Genomic DNA, 17,574 nt, shown 5'->3' with positions numbered 1-17,574 from the left:
AACTCCTTAATGTTTGGACTCAGTTCGGTACTTTTATCACTTCACCAATACGTAACTGAGCAGACGGTTGCATATCATTCATTTCAGCGAGTTTTGATGTATCTAGTCCATAACGACTTGCCAAACCAATCAGCGTATCCCCGCGTTTAATACGGTATTCACTGATGGTTTTAGGAACTTGTAAATTTTGACCAACACGAAGCCCAGCACGCGGGTTCAAGTTATTTAACTCAGCCAATGCTGCCACAGTTAACCCCGTCCGACTAGCAATCGAATTTAAAGACTCGCCTGATTTCACAGTATAGCTTTCAGTATTTGCTGGTTTCACATTGCTCGTAGAGGATTTAGCTTCCGTTTTTTTGGTTTCAGTTGCTTTACTAGCTACATCAGCAGGTAGTTCACCATCTACTTTTAAACGCTGCCCTACACGAATCGCACTATTGGTATTTAGGCCATTTAATTCAGCTAAATAACGCAATTGAAGATGATATTTCTTCGCAATCACACCCAGCGTTTCACCTGATTTCACCACATGAAAATCGGTCGCTTCAACAGAATTCGTTCGTGTATTGGTTTTGCTTTCAGTTTTGGTCGGCTCAACTTTAGTTTCTACTTTAACCGGTGCAACATCACCTGTTAATTTTAATTTCTGCCCAACACGTAGACCTGAACTACGCTCTATGCCATTTAAATTCGCGACATAGTCCATGCCCAAATCATAGCGGCTAGCAATACCTGTCAGTGTATCGCCAGACTGCACCACATAAGTATCTGGAACAGTTGAACTTGCAGGTACTTTAATACTTTGCCCAGCCATCAGCCCACTGTTTGCCGACATGTCATTTAAACTCGCCAATTCAGACAAACTGATTTTTGACTGCGTCGCAATGCTGTAAAGCGTATCACCACGCTGAACTTTATAGCTTTCAACTTTATAAGCAGGATCAACTTTGACATTTTCAATGCGATTTACGACTTTGCTTTCAAGCTTTTCAACTTTGCTCTCAACCTCGGCTACTGCTTGTAATGGCACATTAATTTTTTGCCCCACCATCAAACTACTGCCAGCCGTTAAGCCTATTGTTAAATCTGCCAACTCTTGATTTGACAGCGCATAACGATCTGCAATGAGTTTTAGATATTCACCACGTTTTACCGTGTAGGATTTTGTTTGAACTTTTGCAGATTTTTCGACAACTTGAGCTGCTTTCTTGTTAGCTTCCAATTTTGCTTTAGATGCAGGTGTTTCTTTTAAGGACAATTTCTGCCCAACATATAAACCACTCGTGGTGGTTAAACCATTGTAGTCTGCGAGTTGCTTCGTACTTAAACCAAATTGACTCGCAACAGCTGTAAGACTGTCATTTGCTTTCACTACGTAGCTATCTGCTATAGGCTTGGCTTTCGACTCTTCGTTATTTTGAACAATCGGTTTCGCATCATATAAATAGATGGTCGTACCGACATACAAAGTCGAATCTGGCGAAATTTGGTTCCAAGCTGCAATATCACGCCAATTCACGCCATTTTTCATCGCGATCAACGCTAAAGTGTCACCTGCCAAAACTGTATAAGTACTGCGTTTACCTTTAGGTGGTACAACTACAATTTCAGAATCTGTACGAATGACATTTTTACCTTGGTTGCGTTTGGCTTCTTCAGAATCAGCACCTGTATTTTCAGCCACGCTTTTCGGGTAAGAGAAACCTTTGGTCAGTTCTTTACCTTGTTGATCCGCAATCGACTGGCTGGTCTGAATCGCTGTCAACTTAATCTTACCATCATAAGGATCGACAATTTCAGTGCCCTTCGGCGCAATAGCTTTAATTTCCTGAACGACTTCTTCTTGTTCTGCTTTGGTCGCTACTGGTTTTAACACCTCATCAACTGTTTTGGTCTCACCTTCGGCTTTAATAGCCGCCATGATTTGCTCACGCTCATTTGCGCTGAGTGGTGGCTCGACAGACACGGCTTTCACAGGAGTCGAAGGTGTTACAGCGACTGGTATACGCGGCGCACTTGGAATATCACTATTCGATGCAAATGCAGCTAAAGCAGATGATCCCATTGGTGTTTTGCCTTTCGTTCCTGACGGAATACTTGGCGTTACCGTTGCAGCGACTACAGGTGGTTTGGCAGAAGCTGTCACTGTCGGCTGTGTGGTCAGCGTAGGTGGCGTCACTTTAGCGGGCTGAATAGTTTTACTATTTAATTCCGGCGGAGTAACACGTGACGGTGTTATTTCAACATTATTTTTTGGTAAGTTATAAGTTGAATTACTTGCCCAATAACCTGATGAACCACCTGATTGTAATTTTTTCAAACGTGCATCGACTGATGGACTCACATCCGCAGGAATTAAAATCCGCATTGGGCTGCTGCTATCAATCACATCGCCACGATGACCCGGGTTTAGTGCATAAAGTTCTGCACGACTTAAACCAGTAATAGATGCAATTTCATTTAAATTTGCAGGCCCTACAGCCACTTCACGAAAATGTGGACGGTTAGCAATTGGCGGTAAACTTACGCCATAAGCACTTGGATTTTTAATAATTTGAGCAACAGCCAAGAAACGTGGGACATAGTTCATGGTTTCTTGTGGCAGTTTTAACGACCAATAATCGGTTGGCAAACCTGCTGCACGGTTACGGTTAATCGCTTGTTGAATACGCCCCGGCCCTGCATTATAAGAAGCCAAAGCCAATTCCCACGAACCGAACTGGTTATGTAGCGCACCTAAAAACTCATAAGCTGCACGCGTAGATTCAACTACGTCACGACGACCATCATACATTGAGGTTTGTTTTAAGCCGTAAATACGTCCAGTACTTGGAATAAACTGCCATAAACCTGCTGCGGCAGCACTTGAAGTTGCTGCTGGGTCATAAGAACTTTCAATCACTGGCAATAACGCCAACTCAGTCGGCAAACCACGACGTTCTGCTTCTTTAACCGTGTGATATAAATAACGGGACGCACGCGCACTTAAACGGTCAATATACGGTTGACGTGAAATAAACCAACCACGCTGTGCTTCAATTCGCGTATCCCAGTGGTTCAAATCCATTTTGAAACCAACGGTCATTCGCTTCCAAACATCACCGTGCTTTAGTACTAAAAGGCGGTCGCCTTCTACGGCACGCATGTCTGTTGCAGAAAGTAAATCTTCGAGTGAATCTAAACTATTGGCATCGAGAAAGTTTGAGCCAACTTGTTTACTTGCTGAGTTCTGCTTAGTCGTTTGCGATGAAGAACAGCCCGTCAGACCAAGAGCTGCGAGCGCAGAACCCAAGACTGTAAATTTAAAAATTTGTGGTAACGTAGGCTGCCAGACAGTCGCAGTTGATTTATACATAAAAAAATCCAGACAACTCATATAAAATTTATTTTTTAGATATGCCATTGTAGTGAAGCAGAACACAGACACAAGGCGTTAATTTAACGCTATTTCAGTATAAATGTTACAAGAAATTAAAAAAATCGCCAGAAATGGATTTCTCTCTGTCATTTGCGTTATAGAATATACGGTTCTGAATGCTTGTTTTTCTCCGGATTTGATTTATGTCTCAAACAATCACGCTTTATGTTGATGGTGCATGTAAAGGCAACCCTGGCTTAGGGGGTTGGGGGGCCTATATCATCCGTGAAACTGGAGAAGAAAAACTCTGCGGCGGCGAAGCTGAAACCACCAATAACCGTATGGAATTGACTGCTGCAATTGAAGGCATTCAACACTGTCCGTCCGATGCAAAACTGATTATTTGGACAGACTCTAACTATGTCAAACAAGGCATTACCGAGTGGATACATGGTTGGAAAAAGAAAAACTGGAAAGATGTTAAAAATCCTGATCTGTGGAAATTACTGGATGCAACTTGTCAGGGTCGGGAAATTGAATGGAACTGGATTAAAGGGCATGCAGGCCATCCGGGAAATGAAATGGCTGATCAATTGGCCAATCTAGGCGCAGAAAAAACCCTCGAACGCATCAAACAAGCAGCATCTACAGCTGAAGCACCTAAAAAAAAAGCTGAACCTGACTGGCTATTAAATGATCCGTTTGGACTCGAATTTGCTGATAGTGATGATGAAGAAGAAATCTCTGAAGAAGCTACGATTTCAAATGAAAGCATTGTTGACGCTTCAATTCAGGAATCTTCAATTGCTCAGCCGCTAGAAATTGCTCCGTCACTTGAAATCGCTGCTGAGACAGCGAACAATGCAGAGCAGATTGATGACATTGCGATAGAACAACAAACAACTGACACTGCTTCAACGTTGAGCGCAGCTGCTCCTATACAGTCTAAACAAGCTGCTGAAATCCATCCGATGATTGTCATTACACCAGCAACCGTCGATGTATCTGGCCCACGACAATTAATTTTGGATACGGAAACTACGGGTTTCTATTTCCAAGATGGCGACCGCATTATTGAAGTCGGTGCGGTGGAAATGATTAACCGTAAACTGACCGGCAGCTCAATTCATATTTATATCAACCCGCAAAAACCTGTCGGCGAATCTGAAAATATTCACGGAATCAGTGATGACTTTCTAAAAGACAAACCACTGTATGCTGAAATTGCTGATGTATTATTTGACTATCTAAAAGGCGCAGAAATCATTGCGCATAATGCAACCTTCGATATGAACTTCCTTGATATGGAGTTCAAACGCGCAGGTTTTGTGGCCTTATCGGAAGTTTGCGAAGTTACCGATACCTTGGCTATGGCCAAAGCCAAGCATCCAGGCCAGAAAAACTCACTCGATGCGTTGGTGCGTCGCTATGAAATTCCACAACGAGACCGTACCTTCCATGGTGCCTTACTCGATGCTGAAATTCTGTCTGACGTTTACCTAGCAATGACGGGCGGTCAGGTATCCTTTGATATCGATGCACTGACCCACTCGCAAAATGAAGATGGTTCGCAAACCCGCGCCGCTGTTGAAATTGAATTACCAGTGATTTTACCTTCAGCAGATGAACTTGAAGCCCATGAGACATGGGTCAAACAATTTGAAGAAAAACATGGTACACCTTGCCTTTTTGCGAAATAAAATCTAAATTTCGTGTTACTTTTTGTATATAAACAATTCTTACATACGCTATAGTAAAACCATAAACATGGACCGCCTTAAGGGGCGGTTAATAAACAAGATAAAACATCTAGGAAAGGTGCAGATACATGTCTTACCAAACCTCTATCCATTTTGATCCAACGGCTTTGCTGATAATAAAAAATGAGGTTGATAACTCAATCAAGTTAGTCGAATCAGCAGTCAGCACCTTAGTTGAAGATCAAACTTTACCTTTCGGGATTGATGATGCACTGATTCAATTTGAACAATGTGCTCAAGTATTAGCTTTAGTTGATATGCCAAGTTTGGCAAAAATCGCTCAATATTCAGCAGAGTTAATGCGCAAGATCATGGGGAATCCTGCGCAAATTAACACTCAAAATGTCATCGCACTGAGCGAAGGCACAACCATGCTGAAACGCTATATCGAATTTATCTGCCTGCGTGAAGTTAAAATTCCACAGTTCCTACTCGACAGTCTGAATCGTCTAGAACTGTCTTTGGGTAAACCTCTAACGTCGGAAGGCCAACACATTGAGTCCCTACTCGATTGTATTACTCCTGACTTTGACTTACCTCAAGCGCCTGCACTTGAAAAATCAAAATACGTTCACCGTCTGTATAAGTTGGCGTTGAATAAATTGATTAAACAAGAAGAAACTGAGCTGGATCTGCAAGCGATTAAATTGGTCGGTACGTATTTAGCAGGTCTTTCAGACAAACATCCAAGCAAACAATACTGGAACTTGGTTTTTGTTGCGTTTAATCAAATTGATCAAATCTTAATTACCGATGCTCGTTTACGTACCTTGGTAAGCATTGAACGCAATATGGCTCAATATTTTGCAGGAACTGAGCGCTTTAAAGCATCCATTTCTGATTTAGCCAATGTCTTAAGTCTAAGCATTAGCCAAGAAGATGACATTTCTCATCATATTCGTGGCAAGTTAAATATCGGTGAAGATCTTCTTACCGACACCCAATTGCAAGTTTTCAGTCGTCATTTATATGGTCCTGACTTCGAAACCATGCATACCATTGGTGAATTGGTTACGACTGAAATGACGCAAATTCGTAATGATATTGAATTTAACTATCAAAATATGACGCCTGAAAAAACCCAAGAACTTCAAGCGAAATTGAACGAATTGGCAAATATTTTCAAAGTCTTGAACTTAAATGAAGCTTATAACGACCTGTCGCGTCAAGCTGCGTCATTAGGTAATGCTGAGATTTTACAAGATGAAAGCTTTGCCCAGCAGTTGATGAACAATATCTTGTCTGCCATGAACTCGATTGGTGTGCTTGAGCGTCATCACACCTCTAGCCGCTTACAACTTCGTGTGAATAATATGAATATTTCACTCGACCGTTTAGATGAAGCACATGCTGCCCTGTTAAATGAGACCAAGGTTTTAATTGATGCTGCTAGCCAATCTTTGGTTCAGTATTTACAAAACCAAGATTTAACACAACTTGAAGCGACTGCAACTCAATTCCGCGAAATTGGTGGTGCAATGTTGTTCCTCAATGCAGATGCAGCTCAAAATGCGCTGAATTCAACTGCTCAATTCATTTTGAAACGAGTTGAATCATCAACAGCGATTGATGCAAATGAAGTGAATCAAGCATTAGATTCATTGGCAAGTGCTGACATGCTCATTGACAATTTAAAGAACAAACAACCTGTATTACACACGATGTTTAAGGTAGCATTGGACAGTAGCGAAAAACTGAAATCTGCAGCAGCCTAATGTCTAAATTGTCACTTGCCTATATCTTTAAACAACAGCAATTGTTGGTCGATGAAAACTTTCAACTTCCAGAAGTTGAGCAACTCGCAAGTGATTTAAATATAGGTACGGGTGATCAAGTGATTGCCCGTGACCTCCTCGAAGATGAGCCTATTCCTCAAGGCTTACAACTCATTCCAATACGTCAGCTTTTGCAACTCTGGAATGTCAAAGAGTTTGAACAAGCTAGTCGTGCAATTCAACTTTTAGAATGGCGTCGTAATCATAAATTTTGTAGCCATTGCGGTACAGCAACTGAAGTTCACGCGACTGAATATGCAATGGTATGCCCTGCCTGTGGCTATCACCAATATCCACGGGTCAATCCCTGCGTCATTACCGTTATTACACGTGGCAAGGACGAAATCCTCTTAGCAAAAAATGCGCGTAACGCACGGCAAATGTATGGCTTAATTGCCGGTTTTGTTGAAGTTGGCGAAACTTTAGAGGAAGCTGTACGTCGCGAAACCTTGGAAGAAGTTGGCATACAGGTTAAAAATATCCAGTACTTAGCTAGCCAACCTTGGCCTTTCCCGAGTAATTTAATGATTGCTTTTAAAGCCGAATATGCAGCTGGTGAATTACAGTTACAAGAAGAAGAAATTGCGGATGCCGCATTTTTCAAGTTTGATCATCTGCCAGAAATCCCCTTTAAAGGTAGTATTGCCCACGCCATGATTATGCATGCGATACATGGAACAGCGGTAGCTGATGATACAGAGGCTTGGCTTTAATCAAGCAGCAAAAGGTATTTACAAAAAAATAAACCGCAATAGATTTGCGGTTTATCCATACCATTTACAGCTCTCTAAACCTTCGGGCTAATTTCATCTAAAACACGCATAATTTCAGCTTTGGTTTTAAAGAAACGACTAAATAAGCTCGATACTGACCCAATCATCGTGATATGACCGACACGAGGAATTTCTATTAACTGACTGTGATTTCCCAATGCCTTTAATTGACGGTCTAAATCTTCACTATTATTTACCCCAACAATATCGTCATTCGCGGCAGTAAATAAGTAGTGTTTTACTTTGTTAGATTCAACAAAATAATACGGCATCACTTGCTGATATGGGACATCTTGATCGAAAGCCTCAGCACAAATTGGGTCACCTTTATAGTCAAAATGATAAGGCCCAGCCAAGCCGACAATGGCACGAATGTTTTCACGGATTTGTAATTGATATGGCTGAGGATGGTACAGCGCAGACATGACATTAAATGCCCCTGCTGAATGCCCCATCAACACCAAATCTTCTAGTTCGATCTGCAACTTATGCTGTGATTGCGTCAAATAGTTTAATGCTAGACTCAAATCATCAATTGATGCAGGAAAAATATGTTCTGGTGCAAGTTGATAGTTTATAACCGCAACATCAAAACCTTCTTTAGCAAAGGCTTCACCAATAAAACCATAGTCTTTTTTATCACCATGCATCCATGCGCCACCATGTACAAATACAATCAGTGGGCGCTTTTGACGTGGTTGCTCAGTACGATATAAATCCAAACGATGACGGGCTTTTAAGCCATACGCAATATTACTTTGGATGCTATAACCTTTTTTAGGTGTGAGCCGATTGAGTGCAAGACTACCAAAATCATAGATTCTAAAGTCTCGATAAAGTGATTTTGCCAGCTCCACCTTTTGTTGAAGCTGTTGTGACCAAAGCTGAAACTTGCTCGACATAGATTTTCGATACTAAATAATTGAGATTTATTGTGCGTGGTTTGGATCAACTGCATCTGGATCAATGGCAACGGGCGTTTGTACTTCAGGCTGCACATTACTAACAGTTGGTGTGGTAAAGCTCGAGTTGATACTACGCTCTTGTGGATTTGAGCTTTGTTCAACATTGTCAATTAAAGTGACAATTCGCGTTACATTACCCACTTGTTGCAAGATTTGATTTAAGTCTGTGATTTCCGCACTGTTTAAACGGCCCATCACATAAAGAACAGCATCTTCAGTATGAATGTGTACTTTGCTGTCAGATACCACAGGCGCTTTCATAATTAGCCCACGGGTATTAGCTGTTACAGCTGTATCTTGCATAATAGTGCTGTAGCTAATTTGGTTGCCCACAGTAATATAATTATGTACGGTTTTAACATCACTCATTGAACGAACATTTTCTTCAGCCAATTCTTTTAAGTGATTATCAGGCACTTGGCCTGTTAACAACACATTGCCATGAAAGCTTTCAATATTGACACGAGATTGTTTAAAACGACTGTCTAATTTATATAAATTAATTTTTGCAGTACGAACAATAGATGAGTCAATAAATACTTGCCCCAAAGAGCGTGCACCACTTTCCGTTCCTACAGGTGCTGAGCCTGTACCATTTGAAATAAAACTCGCACATCCTGATAAACTCGCGACACAAAGCATCGTCATTGCAATACGCTTAACCACTCAGCACAACTCCTAAAATTTTTACACCGGTATTTTTCTATGCATTTACACAGTTTCTTTTATCAGAGATTAATCAACTCTTGATCAAAAGTAAAAGCATTTTCAATCCATTGCTGATCATACGGGTATTTTGAAAAGTCTTGCTGTAGTGTTTTTGCAAAGTGTTGATAAAAATCAAAACAAATCACATCAAAGCGACAATAATAATCATAAAAATGTGACTGTTCATTTAAAAAATGCAACGCGGTCTTCATCATTTTACGTTGTTTGTGAATCGAGATTGTTTCTATCGCTTGCGCATATTGGGTATTTGAACGCGCTTTAACTTCAATAAAAACCAAATCCTTTTCTCGAGCCACGATCAAATCAATTTCGCCATAACGACTATGTAAATTACGTTGTACCAAGACATAATTTTGCTGCTGTGCCCATGTTAGCGCTTGCTGCTCTGCCCACTGGCCTAAGTTCATCATATCCACACCCTCAATCTAACTTTTCCTATTAAATTGAAATCGGCTCAATACCCTTTTTAGTTCGTTGATAGCAATGTGGAATACGGTGAATTTGATTGTCACTGATTTTAATTAATCCTGTCCTGCCCTGAAATTCTAAACTTTTTAATTTGGGCTCTTGTAAATATTGCTTCGCGATATGCCACGCGTCACCACCGAAAGCCATTAAACGTTGATATGGCATCGCAACAGGATTATGTTCATAAGCCCGCATTACATCTGACCACTTCGCATCATACAATGCTGGTGCATCACAAAACTTCACCCCCATTGGTACTGGTTGATCGGCCTCAATTGCATTGGCCAACGTGTAAATTTGCTTTTTAGGTAAATTATTTTGACTATTTAACCACTGATTATTACCGAGCAATAACACCCCCTGATATTTCTTTATTTTTGCAGGCAATTGATCAATAACATGTAATGGCAGAGGTGTTTGACTCATGAGCACCATTAACATCAGTTCATGCTCATCCTCTGTCCCTGGCTGCCTGAACACCATCACTTCTTTTAATTGATCTTTTTCAAAAATATTTTTTAAAGCTACAGCATCATCACGTTTGGCCAAACTATATTGCCAAACATTGGTGATTTGATTTGAAGATTCATTTAATGCAAGTACACGGACTTTCGGTTTGGCCTTGACCAAGGCTTCGACGTCTTGACGTGCAAGTGGTCCAATGACCAGTTGTGTTTTTTTATTGACGTGTTTTTTTAATAAAGCTGCGATCTGCTTTTGATCCGAATTAATAAATTTTACGGGTACTTTATAGTCGGATGAATTATACGCGCTGTTGAAACCCTGCTTAATACTGGATGCAGCTCGCGCCATAGGGCCAGATTCAGGTAGAATGACCAATACGTCTGCTTGTGCTGCTGAAATTAAACTGCTTAGCAAGCAAAAAACCATTATTTTTTTCTTATTATCCAACATGGAGAAACCTATGAGTGCTCAGTTATTTGTTGTTGCGACTCCAATCGGGCACTTAGATGATATTAGTTATCGTGCAATTGATGTTTTGAAGTCGGTTAAAATTATTGCCGCTGAGGATACACGAACTTCAGCACAATTACTTAAACATTTTAGTATCAATACACCTTTAACCGCCTGCCACGACCATAACGAAAGCAACAAAATAGACCAGCTGATTGAACGCCTCGAAAAGGGTGAAAATATGGCGCTGATTAGTGATGCAGGCACACCATTGATCAGTGACCCCGGCTTTAAACTGGTTCGTGCTGCACAAGAAAAAAATATTCGTGTCATTCCTGTGCCGGGTGCCTGTGCTGCCATTGCAGCTCTCAGTGCTGTCGGCCTACCCAGTGACCGTTTTAGTTTCGAAGGCTTTTTACCGTCTAAACAGTCACAACGTCTTTTAGCACTGGAAAAACTGAAAGACGAAACTCAAACCATGATTATTTATGAAGCGCCGCACCGTATTGTGGATTGCCTAAAAGATATGTCGAATGTCTTTGGTGCAGATCGTCCTGTGGGCTTTGCACGTGAAATTACCAAAACATTTGAAACTATTAAAAAAATGTCTTTGGGCGAATTGGTTCATTTTGTCGAATCTGATCACAATCAGCAAAAAGGCGAAATCGTATTGGTGATTGGTGGTGCGACCGAAGAAAAAGACCTAGAGCAAGAAAAGTTAGACAAATTGTTGACCCGTTTACTTCAAGACTTGTCCGTTAAAGCTGCCTCTCAGTTGGCTGCAGATTTAACTGGGATTAAAAAGAAAGTGGCCTATCAACGTGCTTTAGAATTAACCCAAGCGAACGATTAAGCTTAATTTTTTTTATTTTTAATTTGAACCGCTTATGGGACCTACGGGTTCCATAAGCTATCCCATACAATAATTTAAATAGAATGAAAAAAGTTGCTTATAACATGTCCATAAATCTGTCTGTCAAAAAACCGCTGATGTTCATTCTCTTTAATCTGGTTTGGCTCACCGCCCTTGCACATATTATTTATACTGGCATTCAACCCTATCCGCACTATATTAGTGGCGAGCAAATGACGGCCGATCATAGCGCGATTGCGATGGTCTGTGGATATTGTTCCCTCTATTTTGTAGTCGGTAATTTACTGAAACTGAGCCAATTTTGGGATAGGCATCGCTATTGGGCTTATGTCGTTTTGAGTGCGGTATTACTTTTTCAATCTTTTGTCGCTGCTGTGGCGACCATGCATGCACCACCGTATATTGCTGCATTTATTATCAATTGTATGTTTTTGCTTTTACTGCATTTTGTGTTCTATCCTATTTACGCGATCAGTCGTAAATATATGAAGCCAAAGACGACTTAAAATAACTTCACAACGTCATAACTAAACATGCTTAGTTTAAAAATGAATGACCTTCAGCCTCGCACAAGCGAATGAAGCAAAAAAAACACCACATGACGTGGTGTTTTTTCATTTTTAATCTTTTGCCGATTCGTCTGGAGGGACTTCGGTAATACGACCACCACGCGCTAAGAACGCAGCAACTTCATCTTCAAGCGCCTGACGTTGTTTTAGTTTTGCAGTCACTGTTAATGTTTCAGCTTCAGAGGTGTCACCATCAGAAGCAGAATCAGCTGCGTCACCTGCACCTTTTTCAGCTGCTTGTGCTTCATCTTCATCAACTACTGAATCTTCTGGATCATCATAATCGTTCATATCAGTCATTGTGTTCTCCCCGCGAATGACTTCTGTTTGCCAGCGAATGGCTGGTTTTAAATTAACAGAAATTTAGCAATCTCTGAGCATTTCGACTAGTACCCACAACCAAAAAATCGTATCTTTTTTAATCAAAATCGTAACCTTGTTTATACGACTGTCTAAAAAATATCAGACTTTGACCTAAGCTGCGTAGATTGTCTCTTTTAAAATACTCAGACCATTGGCTTGAGCCATAAACGCATCTTTTAGAACAGTCTGATTTTCCACTTGTTTTAAACCAAAGTTTCGCGCCCACACCACAGGTGAAAAAGTGGTGGTTTCTAACCAACCAATCGCGGACATACTATGCATCATGGCATCGTTTTGCCCTTTACGGCGGTGCTCATAGCGCTTCAAACTTTGTTCATGTGCCCACACACCTCGTTTTTTATCGGTCAAAAGCACATCGCAAAGCACCGCTGCATCTAAACAGCCAATATTCACGCCTTGTCCTGCAAGCGGATGAATCACATGGGCCGCATCTCCAATCAGCGCTAGACCATCATGAACATATTGCTGTGCAGCTCGTGCCTTCAATGGAAATTTAGCACGTGGCGTTGCTTCTAAGACTTCGCCGAGCATGTGATGGCTTTCTCGAGTGAGCAACGCAGTAAATTCAACATCGGATAAAGCCACATATTCATCGGCATAATCATCTGGTAAGGTCCACACAATCGATTGCCAATAACCGCTTTCTTCTTTTTTCAGACTCGCCATCGGCAAAAATGCTAAAGGGCCAGTTTCTAAGAAAATTTGACGTGCTAAATGCTGATGCGGTTGGGAGGTTTTAATTGCACAGCTCACACCGGCTTGCTTATAGTCCAATACATCTAGATCGATGAAAGCTTGCTCACGGACAAATGAGTTTGCACCATCTGCACCTATCACCAGTTTTGTTTTGAGCTGGGTACCATCTGCGAGGTGAATGATCCACACACCAACGCCACGCTCAACTCGACTGACCTTAACTTGGGTTCGGTAGTCTTCAAGCTGTTCTAGCATTTTTTCTTGAATGGCTAAATTCAATACACTTGGTTCAACCATTGAACCTAAAGCTTGCTCAACTGATGGTGTTTGCTCTGCCACATGACCAAAATTGATTTCTCCATAGCCATTTTTATTCCACACCTGCATACCAGTATAAGGCTGCTGACGGGCAAGCTTTTCCCAAACACCCACAGTCTTGAGTAAATGAATGGTGGCTTGACTGAGCGCCAAAACTCGAGGATTCGCAACACTTTTGGTTTTTTCTGCATCCAAAATAGGTGCCGCATCCAATACCGTAGCCTGCACACCGCCTTGCGCCAACAGCAATGCCGTTAAGCCACCGACCAAGCCGCCGCCGACAATCACGGCATCCAGTACATTTGTTTGATTTAAACTCATGCTTTTAGCCCCATTGCATAATTCGCGACCAAAGGCTTAATCCCCGGAATGGTATCAAAGGCAACTAATCCAGTATTGCGAATCAATTTTAAAAATGGGTTCTGGTTGCTAAAACCACGAACAACTGAATCACAGAATTTAATCACCCGCTGCTGATCGGTCAGGCGCGATTTTTCATAATCAAGCAACATAGCTGCATCACCCAGATCTGCATTTTTTTCAACTTGCTCTTTTAAATAACGGCGTAGTACATAGGCATCGCGCATACATAAGTTAAAGCCCTGACCAGCAACTGGGTGAATGGTATGTGCAGCATTTCCCATGAGCACTACACGACCTACAGCTTGTTTCTCTGCAAGTACTTGCGACAATGGGAAGCTGAAACGTTTACCAGTTTTTTGGAATTTACCTGCACGGTCGCCATAGGTTTCTTGTAAAGCATCTAAGAAGTGCTGATCATTTTCATCACCCATCCACTCGCCTTCAGTTCCTTTAGGAACAGGCCAAACCACTGAGCGACGGTATTCACCTGGAAGTGGCAGCAGCGCTAGCGGACCAAGCGGACTAAAACGCTCGAAACCGACATAACCATGCGGTTTAGAGGTTTGTACTGTAGTGACAATCGCCACTTGGTCATAATCATGCACCGATGCGCCAATACCTAAGGCTTTACGGCAGAATGAATCACGGCCATCGGCGGCAATCACAATTTTAGATTGTAGTTTGAGCTGTTCTTTAGCACGCTTTGCTTCAATATAGGCATGGTCTGCATCCTGCGTCAGCGAAGTCACTTGTACGCCGTCAATTAATTCTATCAGCGGTTCTTTTTTGACTTCTGTGAGCAGCACACGGCCGAGCCATGCATTTTCAATAACTTGTCCAAAGCTTTCGACTTTTTCTTGTTCTGCTTTGAGTCTTGCCTTACCAAAACTGCCTTGCTCTGTAATATTCACTTCTAAAATAGGTGTGGCGTGTTCCTGCAAAGCATCCCAGAGGCCTAGTTCTTGATAAATTTGCACCGTACGGCGTGACAAGGCGCTGTTTCGTGCATCAAAACTCGAGTGATAAGGCTCAAGGTTTGCATCATCATAATTGGGGTATTTAGTGGCTTCTAAAAGTTTTACGCCAATTTTGTCTTTGGCCAACATGAGTGCCAGACTTAAACCGACCATACCACCACCAACTATGATGACTTCTTGCTGCATGCTTGTTTCCTTTTTTATCAAGTATTCGAATTTAGGACATTCACTCGAAATACATATAATCTGTAATGAATTTTATCTTACATCAAGGGCATGATTTTTTATAATGAAATACAAATTAGTTGCAGGTATTTGCACTGATTAAATACAAAATTAATCATCTCTTGCCGTAAATATTGATCTTTAAAAAAAGAGAAAATCACAATAAAAATGGCTAAGCCCATCAGAATCAACCATCATTTGCGTAAATCAGCGTCATTTGAACATGTCATGTTTTGATGCATTCAAAAGGATGATATCAAGCTAACAACCTGATGATCAGCATTTAGCAATTGCTCAATTATTTGAATAAGTGATTGCAGCTGCAGAAACCACTTATGTTACACCATTCGGTTTAATGAGCTTTTCATTACACAACATTTTCTGGATATATTCCGCAGCAGAATATATCCAGAAAATGTAATTTTTGTTGTGTTATTGGCGCCTTATCCTAAAGTTGATGCACGTACCAAGCTTTAATTTGAGTTAGGTACAGAGCAACTCTAAAGCGATGTTGAGCACTATTATTCAAACAGGTTTTAGCGCCAACTTTACCTTGGCATGGTGTGAAAATACTATGGCGCAAACCTTAGAAAATACGCTGCAAACCAATAATTGAGAAAGATTTACCCACCAAGCTGAGTTGTAGATTCATACCGATGTGACTGAGACAGCGAAAAAAAATCAACAAACAAACATTAGTGAATGGCTGTAATTATGATTATATGCACCCGAGTGTATGGTCCAATATGCTATAGATCTGATTTCACATGCTGAATATGCTGAACCGGCAACCGGCAACCGGCAACCGGCAACCGGCAACCGGCAACCGGCAACCGGACATTTGGCCGTATATGAAAAACCGGAAGAGTTTTTAAAATTAGCGACAGAATTTTTACAAAAGTCTTAATCGCAAAGTGAAGCTAAAAAGCCGATCAATGGATCGGCTTTTTTTATATTTATTTAATATTTTCCATGATTTGGTCAAAATATTGCGCTCATGTATTCAATTTATTTTCATAGCAATAGATAAAGATATAGAACACAAAAGACAGAAATGATCTCCTTAATACGGAATAATTTAAATGAATGGCTTAAGCATTAAAATGCTGGATTAATTTCTGCAATCGAATTTCTGCATCTTGATTAAAAGCATTCGCCGCTTGGTGATACCAGCGTTTCGCCATCTTTAAATCTTGAGCTGCGCCATTGCCTAGCTCATACATTAAGCCAATTTTATAGGGAGCAATTGCACAGCCTTGTTTTGCCGATTGCTTGTACAAGTTCATAGCTAGATTATAATCTTGATCAAGAATTTCGCCCTTTTCATATATTTCAGCAAGGGCCGTTCTTGCGTTTATATTTCCCTTTTCCACTGACTGATTCAGCAGAGCTAAAGCGATATGAACCTCTGTTTTACATGGTTTTCTGAACAACAGCACCGCTAACTTCAGCATCGCTGCATCATCCCCCTGATCAGCCGCTTTTTGATACCATCCTTGTGCTGTAACATCATTTTTTTCGACGCCGCATCCCGTTTCATACATTTCACCCAATTTAATTTGGGCTGCAATATCCCCTCTTGAGGCTAAACTCAAATAATCATCATAAGTACGCTGATTGTTATACTTAAACTTTATTTTCTTTACTGGATTATAATCACTATCAAAGATTTCAAAACCGACATAGTTTTTAAAGAGTTCAATCAATAACTGCCGAACCAATTGAGTATGATAAATTAAATGATCCTTTTCGCTAAAATAATAATACTGATAATAGCTTTCCAAATCTTCATTGATTTCTTCTTTTAAACTGTTTAAATCAGTCGTCCATTTTTTTTGAACTTTGCCATTTTCAACATATTCGTAAAAATATCTTGTTGAAAAGTTTAACCATTCCTTTTCAAAATCTTGTCTTTCTCCATCCATGTAAAGTTCCTCTTCTTCCGCTTGAATGACACATCTGATTTCTGCACCCTCTTTATAAAGCGCATAGCTATAGCTTGAATTTGTGTCTGCAAAATCAAAGAAGATCATCCATTTCATCGGCAACTTACTGCTCAGCAAACTGCTCCATTTTTCAGGTTCAGTAAAAGCAAAATGTGCTAATCCGGCACTATTGATACAAACAATATGATCCGTCAGCCACTCTATATCTAATGCAGATTTTGAGTTTTCTTCAAAATAAACCAGCCAATCATTTACCAGTCTTTCAATATCCTGTTGATTGCCATTAAAGGGAATAACCACTCCAGCTTTTCTAACACCCATAATTATGATTAAAATAAAAAATTTATACGATTAGGGTCTGTTGACATTTGTTGATTAAAAAAATAGCGAGATAGTAAAATTAAATCGCCAAACCCAATTTTACACTCGCTATGCCTCGAACAATGCTAAATGATCAACACTGGTCCAAGTTACTT

Annotated in this window: 15 protein-coding genes; 6 read left to right on the top strand and 9 right to left on the bottom strand. The window is 40.7% G+C overall.

Annotated features, from left to right (window positions below; translation table 11 throughout):
- Positions 1-19: 19 nt before the first annotated feature.
- Positions 20-3,358, bottom strand: coding sequence for a LysM peptidoglycan-binding domain-containing protein (locus FTU64_RS12525; RefSeq protein WP_180059887.1), 3,339 nt, complete (start codon positions 3,356-3,358; stop codon positions 20-22).
- A gap of 206 nt (positions 3,359-3,564) precedes the next feature.
- Here FTU64_RS12525 and dnaQ point away from each other — a divergent pair, with 206 nt between their 5' ends.
- From dnaQ to nudC, 3 genes are all read left to right on the top strand, one after another.
- Positions 3,565-5,061 (top strand): DNA polymerase III subunit epsilon, encoded by a 1,497-nt coding sequence (dnaQ, locus tag FTU64_RS12520; RefSeq protein ID WP_180055972.1) that lies wholly within the window; start codon positions 3,565-3,567, stop codon positions 5,059-5,061.
- Between the two features lie 128 nt (positions 5,062-5,189).
- A complete protein-coding gene (locus FTU64_RS12515; protein ID WP_180055973.1) occupies positions 5,190-6,836 on the top strand; it encodes a chemotaxis protein in 1,647 nt (548 codons plus the stop codon).
- Positions 6,836-7,609 (top strand): NAD(+) diphosphatase, encoded by a 774-nt coding sequence (nudC, locus tag FTU64_RS12510; protein ID WP_067766050.1) that lies wholly within the window; start codon positions 6,836-6,838, stop codon positions 7,607-7,609. The genes FTU64_RS12515 and nudC overlap by 1 nt, the downstream gene beginning before the upstream one ends.
- A 74-nt stretch (positions 7,610-7,683) precedes the next feature.
- Here nudC and FTU64_RS12505 read toward each other — a convergent pair whose 3' ends face one another.
- The 4 genes from FTU64_RS12505 to FTU64_RS12490 all read right to left on the bottom strand — a co-directional run bounded on the left by FTU64_RS12505 (position 7,684) and on the right by FTU64_RS12490 (position 10,746).
- The gene (locus FTU64_RS12505; protein WP_067766053.1) at positions 7,684-8,571 is read right to left on the bottom strand and encodes an alpha/beta hydrolase; all 888 of its coding nucleotides are present in this window, start codon (positions 8,569-8,571) and stop codon (positions 7,684-7,686) included.
- A 27-nt stretch (positions 8,572-8,598) separates the two neighbouring features.
- Entirely contained in the window at positions 8,599-9,300 is a 702-nt protein-coding gene (locus FTU64_RS12500) for a BON domain-containing protein (RefSeq protein ID WP_180055974.1), read from the bottom strand.
- A gap of 62 nt (positions 9,301-9,362) precedes the next feature.
- A complete protein-coding gene (locus FTU64_RS12495; protein WP_067766314.1) occupies positions 9,363-9,770 on the bottom strand; it encodes a YraN family protein in 408 nt (135 codons plus the stop codon).
- A gap of 31 nt (positions 9,771-9,801) precedes the next feature.
- Entirely contained in the window at positions 9,802-10,746 is a 945-nt protein-coding gene (locus FTU64_RS12490; protein WP_180055975.1) for a penicillin-binding protein activator, read from the bottom strand.
- A 10-nt stretch (positions 10,747-10,756) separates the two neighbouring features.
- Here FTU64_RS12490 and rsmI point away from each other — a divergent pair, with 10 nt between their 5' ends.
- Together rsmI and FTU64_RS12480 are read left to right on the top strand one after the other, a co-directional pair.
- Positions 10,757-11,599, top strand: coding sequence for a 16S rRNA (cytidine(1402)-2'-O)-methyltransferase (rsmI, locus tag FTU64_RS12485; protein ID WP_180055976.1), 843 nt, complete (start codon positions 10,757-10,759; stop codon positions 11,597-11,599).
- A 104-nt stretch (positions 11,600-11,703) separates the two neighbouring features.
- Positions 11,704-12,126: a hypothetical protein gene (locus FTU64_RS12480; RefSeq protein ID WP_180055977.1), complete on the top strand. Its 423-nt coding sequence runs from the start codon at positions 11,704-11,706 to the stop codon at positions 12,124-12,126.
- 114 nt (positions 12,127-12,240) lie between these two features.
- Here the strand turns inward: FTU64_RS12480 and FTU64_RS12475 are convergent, their stop codons facing one another.
- The 3 genes from FTU64_RS12475 to ubiH form a co-directional block, all read right to left on the bottom strand.
- A complete protein-coding gene (locus FTU64_RS12475) occupies positions 12,241-12,489 on the bottom strand; it encodes a hypothetical protein (protein ID WP_078189169.1) in 249 nt (82 codons plus the stop codon).
- A gap of 174 nt (positions 12,490-12,663) precedes the next feature.
- A complete protein-coding gene (locus FTU64_RS12470) occupies positions 12,664-13,908 on the bottom strand; it encodes an FAD-dependent monooxygenase (protein ID WP_180055978.1) in 1,245 nt (414 codons plus the stop codon).
- Positions 13,905-15,113 carry a 2-octaprenyl-6-methoxyphenyl hydroxylase gene (ubiH, locus tag FTU64_RS12465; protein WP_180055979.1) on the bottom strand — a complete coding sequence of 403 codons (1,209 nt, stop codon included), beginning with the start codon at positions 15,111-15,113 and terminating at the stop codon, positions 13,905-13,907. Before ubiH ends, FTU64_RS12470 begins: the two co-directional genes overlap by 4 nt.
- A 775-nt stretch (positions 15,114-15,888) precedes the next feature.
- Between ubiH and FTU64_RS12460 the strand changes: the two genes are divergently transcribed.
- Complete coding sequence (locus tag FTU64_RS12460) at positions 15,889-16,059, top strand: hypothetical protein (protein WP_180055980.1); 171 nt, start codon at positions 15,889-15,891, stop codon at positions 16,057-16,059.
- Positions 16,060-16,243: 184 nt separating this feature from the next.
- Here FTU64_RS12460 and FTU64_RS12455 read toward each other — a convergent pair whose 3' ends face one another.
- Positions 16,244-17,419, bottom strand: coding sequence for a tetratricopeptide repeat protein (locus FTU64_RS12455; protein WP_180055981.1), 1,176 nt, complete (start codon positions 17,417-17,419; stop codon positions 16,244-16,246).
- Positions 17,420-17,574: the final 155 nt, after the last annotated feature.

Source organism: Acinetobacter sp. YH12128, from assembly GCF_013418655.1.
GTDB classification, from domain to species: Bacteria; Pseudomonadota; Gammaproteobacteria; order Pseudomonadales; family Moraxellaceae; genus Acinetobacter; species Acinetobacter amyesii.
This window is presented reverse-complemented; position numbering and strand designations above follow the sequence as displayed.

Excerpts from the sequence above, each read along its gene's own strand:
- FTU64_RS12525 (WP_180059887.1), bottom strand. The coding sequence starts at position 3,358 with ATGTATAAATCAACTGCGACTGTCTGGCAGCCTACGTTACCACAAATT.
- dnaQ (WP_180055972.1), top strand. The coding sequence starts at position 3,565 with ATGTCTCAAACAATCACGCTTTATGTTGATGGTGCATGTAAAGGCAAC.
- FTU64_RS12515 (WP_180055973.1), top strand. The coding sequence starts at position 5,190 with ATGTCTTACCAAACCTCTATCCATTTTGATCCAACGGCTTTGCTGATA.
- nudC (WP_067766050.1), top strand. The coding sequence starts at position 6,836 with ATGTCTAAATTGTCACTTGCCTATATCTTTAAACAACAGCAATTGTTG.
- FTU64_RS12505 (WP_067766053.1), bottom strand. The coding sequence starts at position 8,571 with ATGTCGAGCAAGTTTCAGCTTTGGTCACAACAGCTTCAACAAAAGGTG.
- FTU64_RS12495 (WP_067766314.1), bottom strand. The coding sequence starts at position 9,770 with ATGAACTTAGGCCAGTGGGCAGAGCAGCAAGCGCTAACATGGGCACAG.
- FTU64_RS12490 (WP_180055975.1), bottom strand. The coding sequence starts at position 10,746 with ATGTTGGATAATAAGAAAAAAATAATGGTTTTTTGCTTGCTAAGCAGT.
- rsmI (WP_180055976.1), top strand. The coding sequence starts at position 10,757 with ATGAGTGCTCAGTTATTTGTTGTTGCGACTCCAATCGGGCACTTAGAT.
- FTU64_RS12480 (WP_180055977.1), top strand. The coding sequence starts at position 11,704 with ATGTCCATAAATCTGTCTGTCAAAAAACCGCTGATGTTCATTCTCTTT.
- FTU64_RS12475 (WP_078189169.1), bottom strand. The coding sequence starts at position 12,489 with ATGACTGATATGAACGATTATGATGATCCAGAAGATTCAGTAGTTGAT.
- FTU64_RS12470 (WP_180055978.1), bottom strand. The coding sequence starts at position 13,908 with ATGAGTTTAAATCAAACAAATGTACTGGATGCCGTGATTGTCGGCGGC.
- ubiH (WP_180055979.1), bottom strand. The coding sequence starts at position 15,113 with ATGCAGCAAGAAGTCATCATAGTTGGTGGTGGTATGGTCGGTTTAAGT.
- FTU64_RS12460 (WP_180055980.1), top strand. The coding sequence starts at position 15,889 with ATGGTCCAATATGCTATAGATCTGATTTCACATGCTGAATATGCTGAA.
- FTU64_RS12455 (WP_180055981.1), bottom strand. The coding sequence starts at position 17,419 with ATGGGTGTTAGAAAAGCTGGAGTGGTTATTCCCTTTAATGGCAATCAA.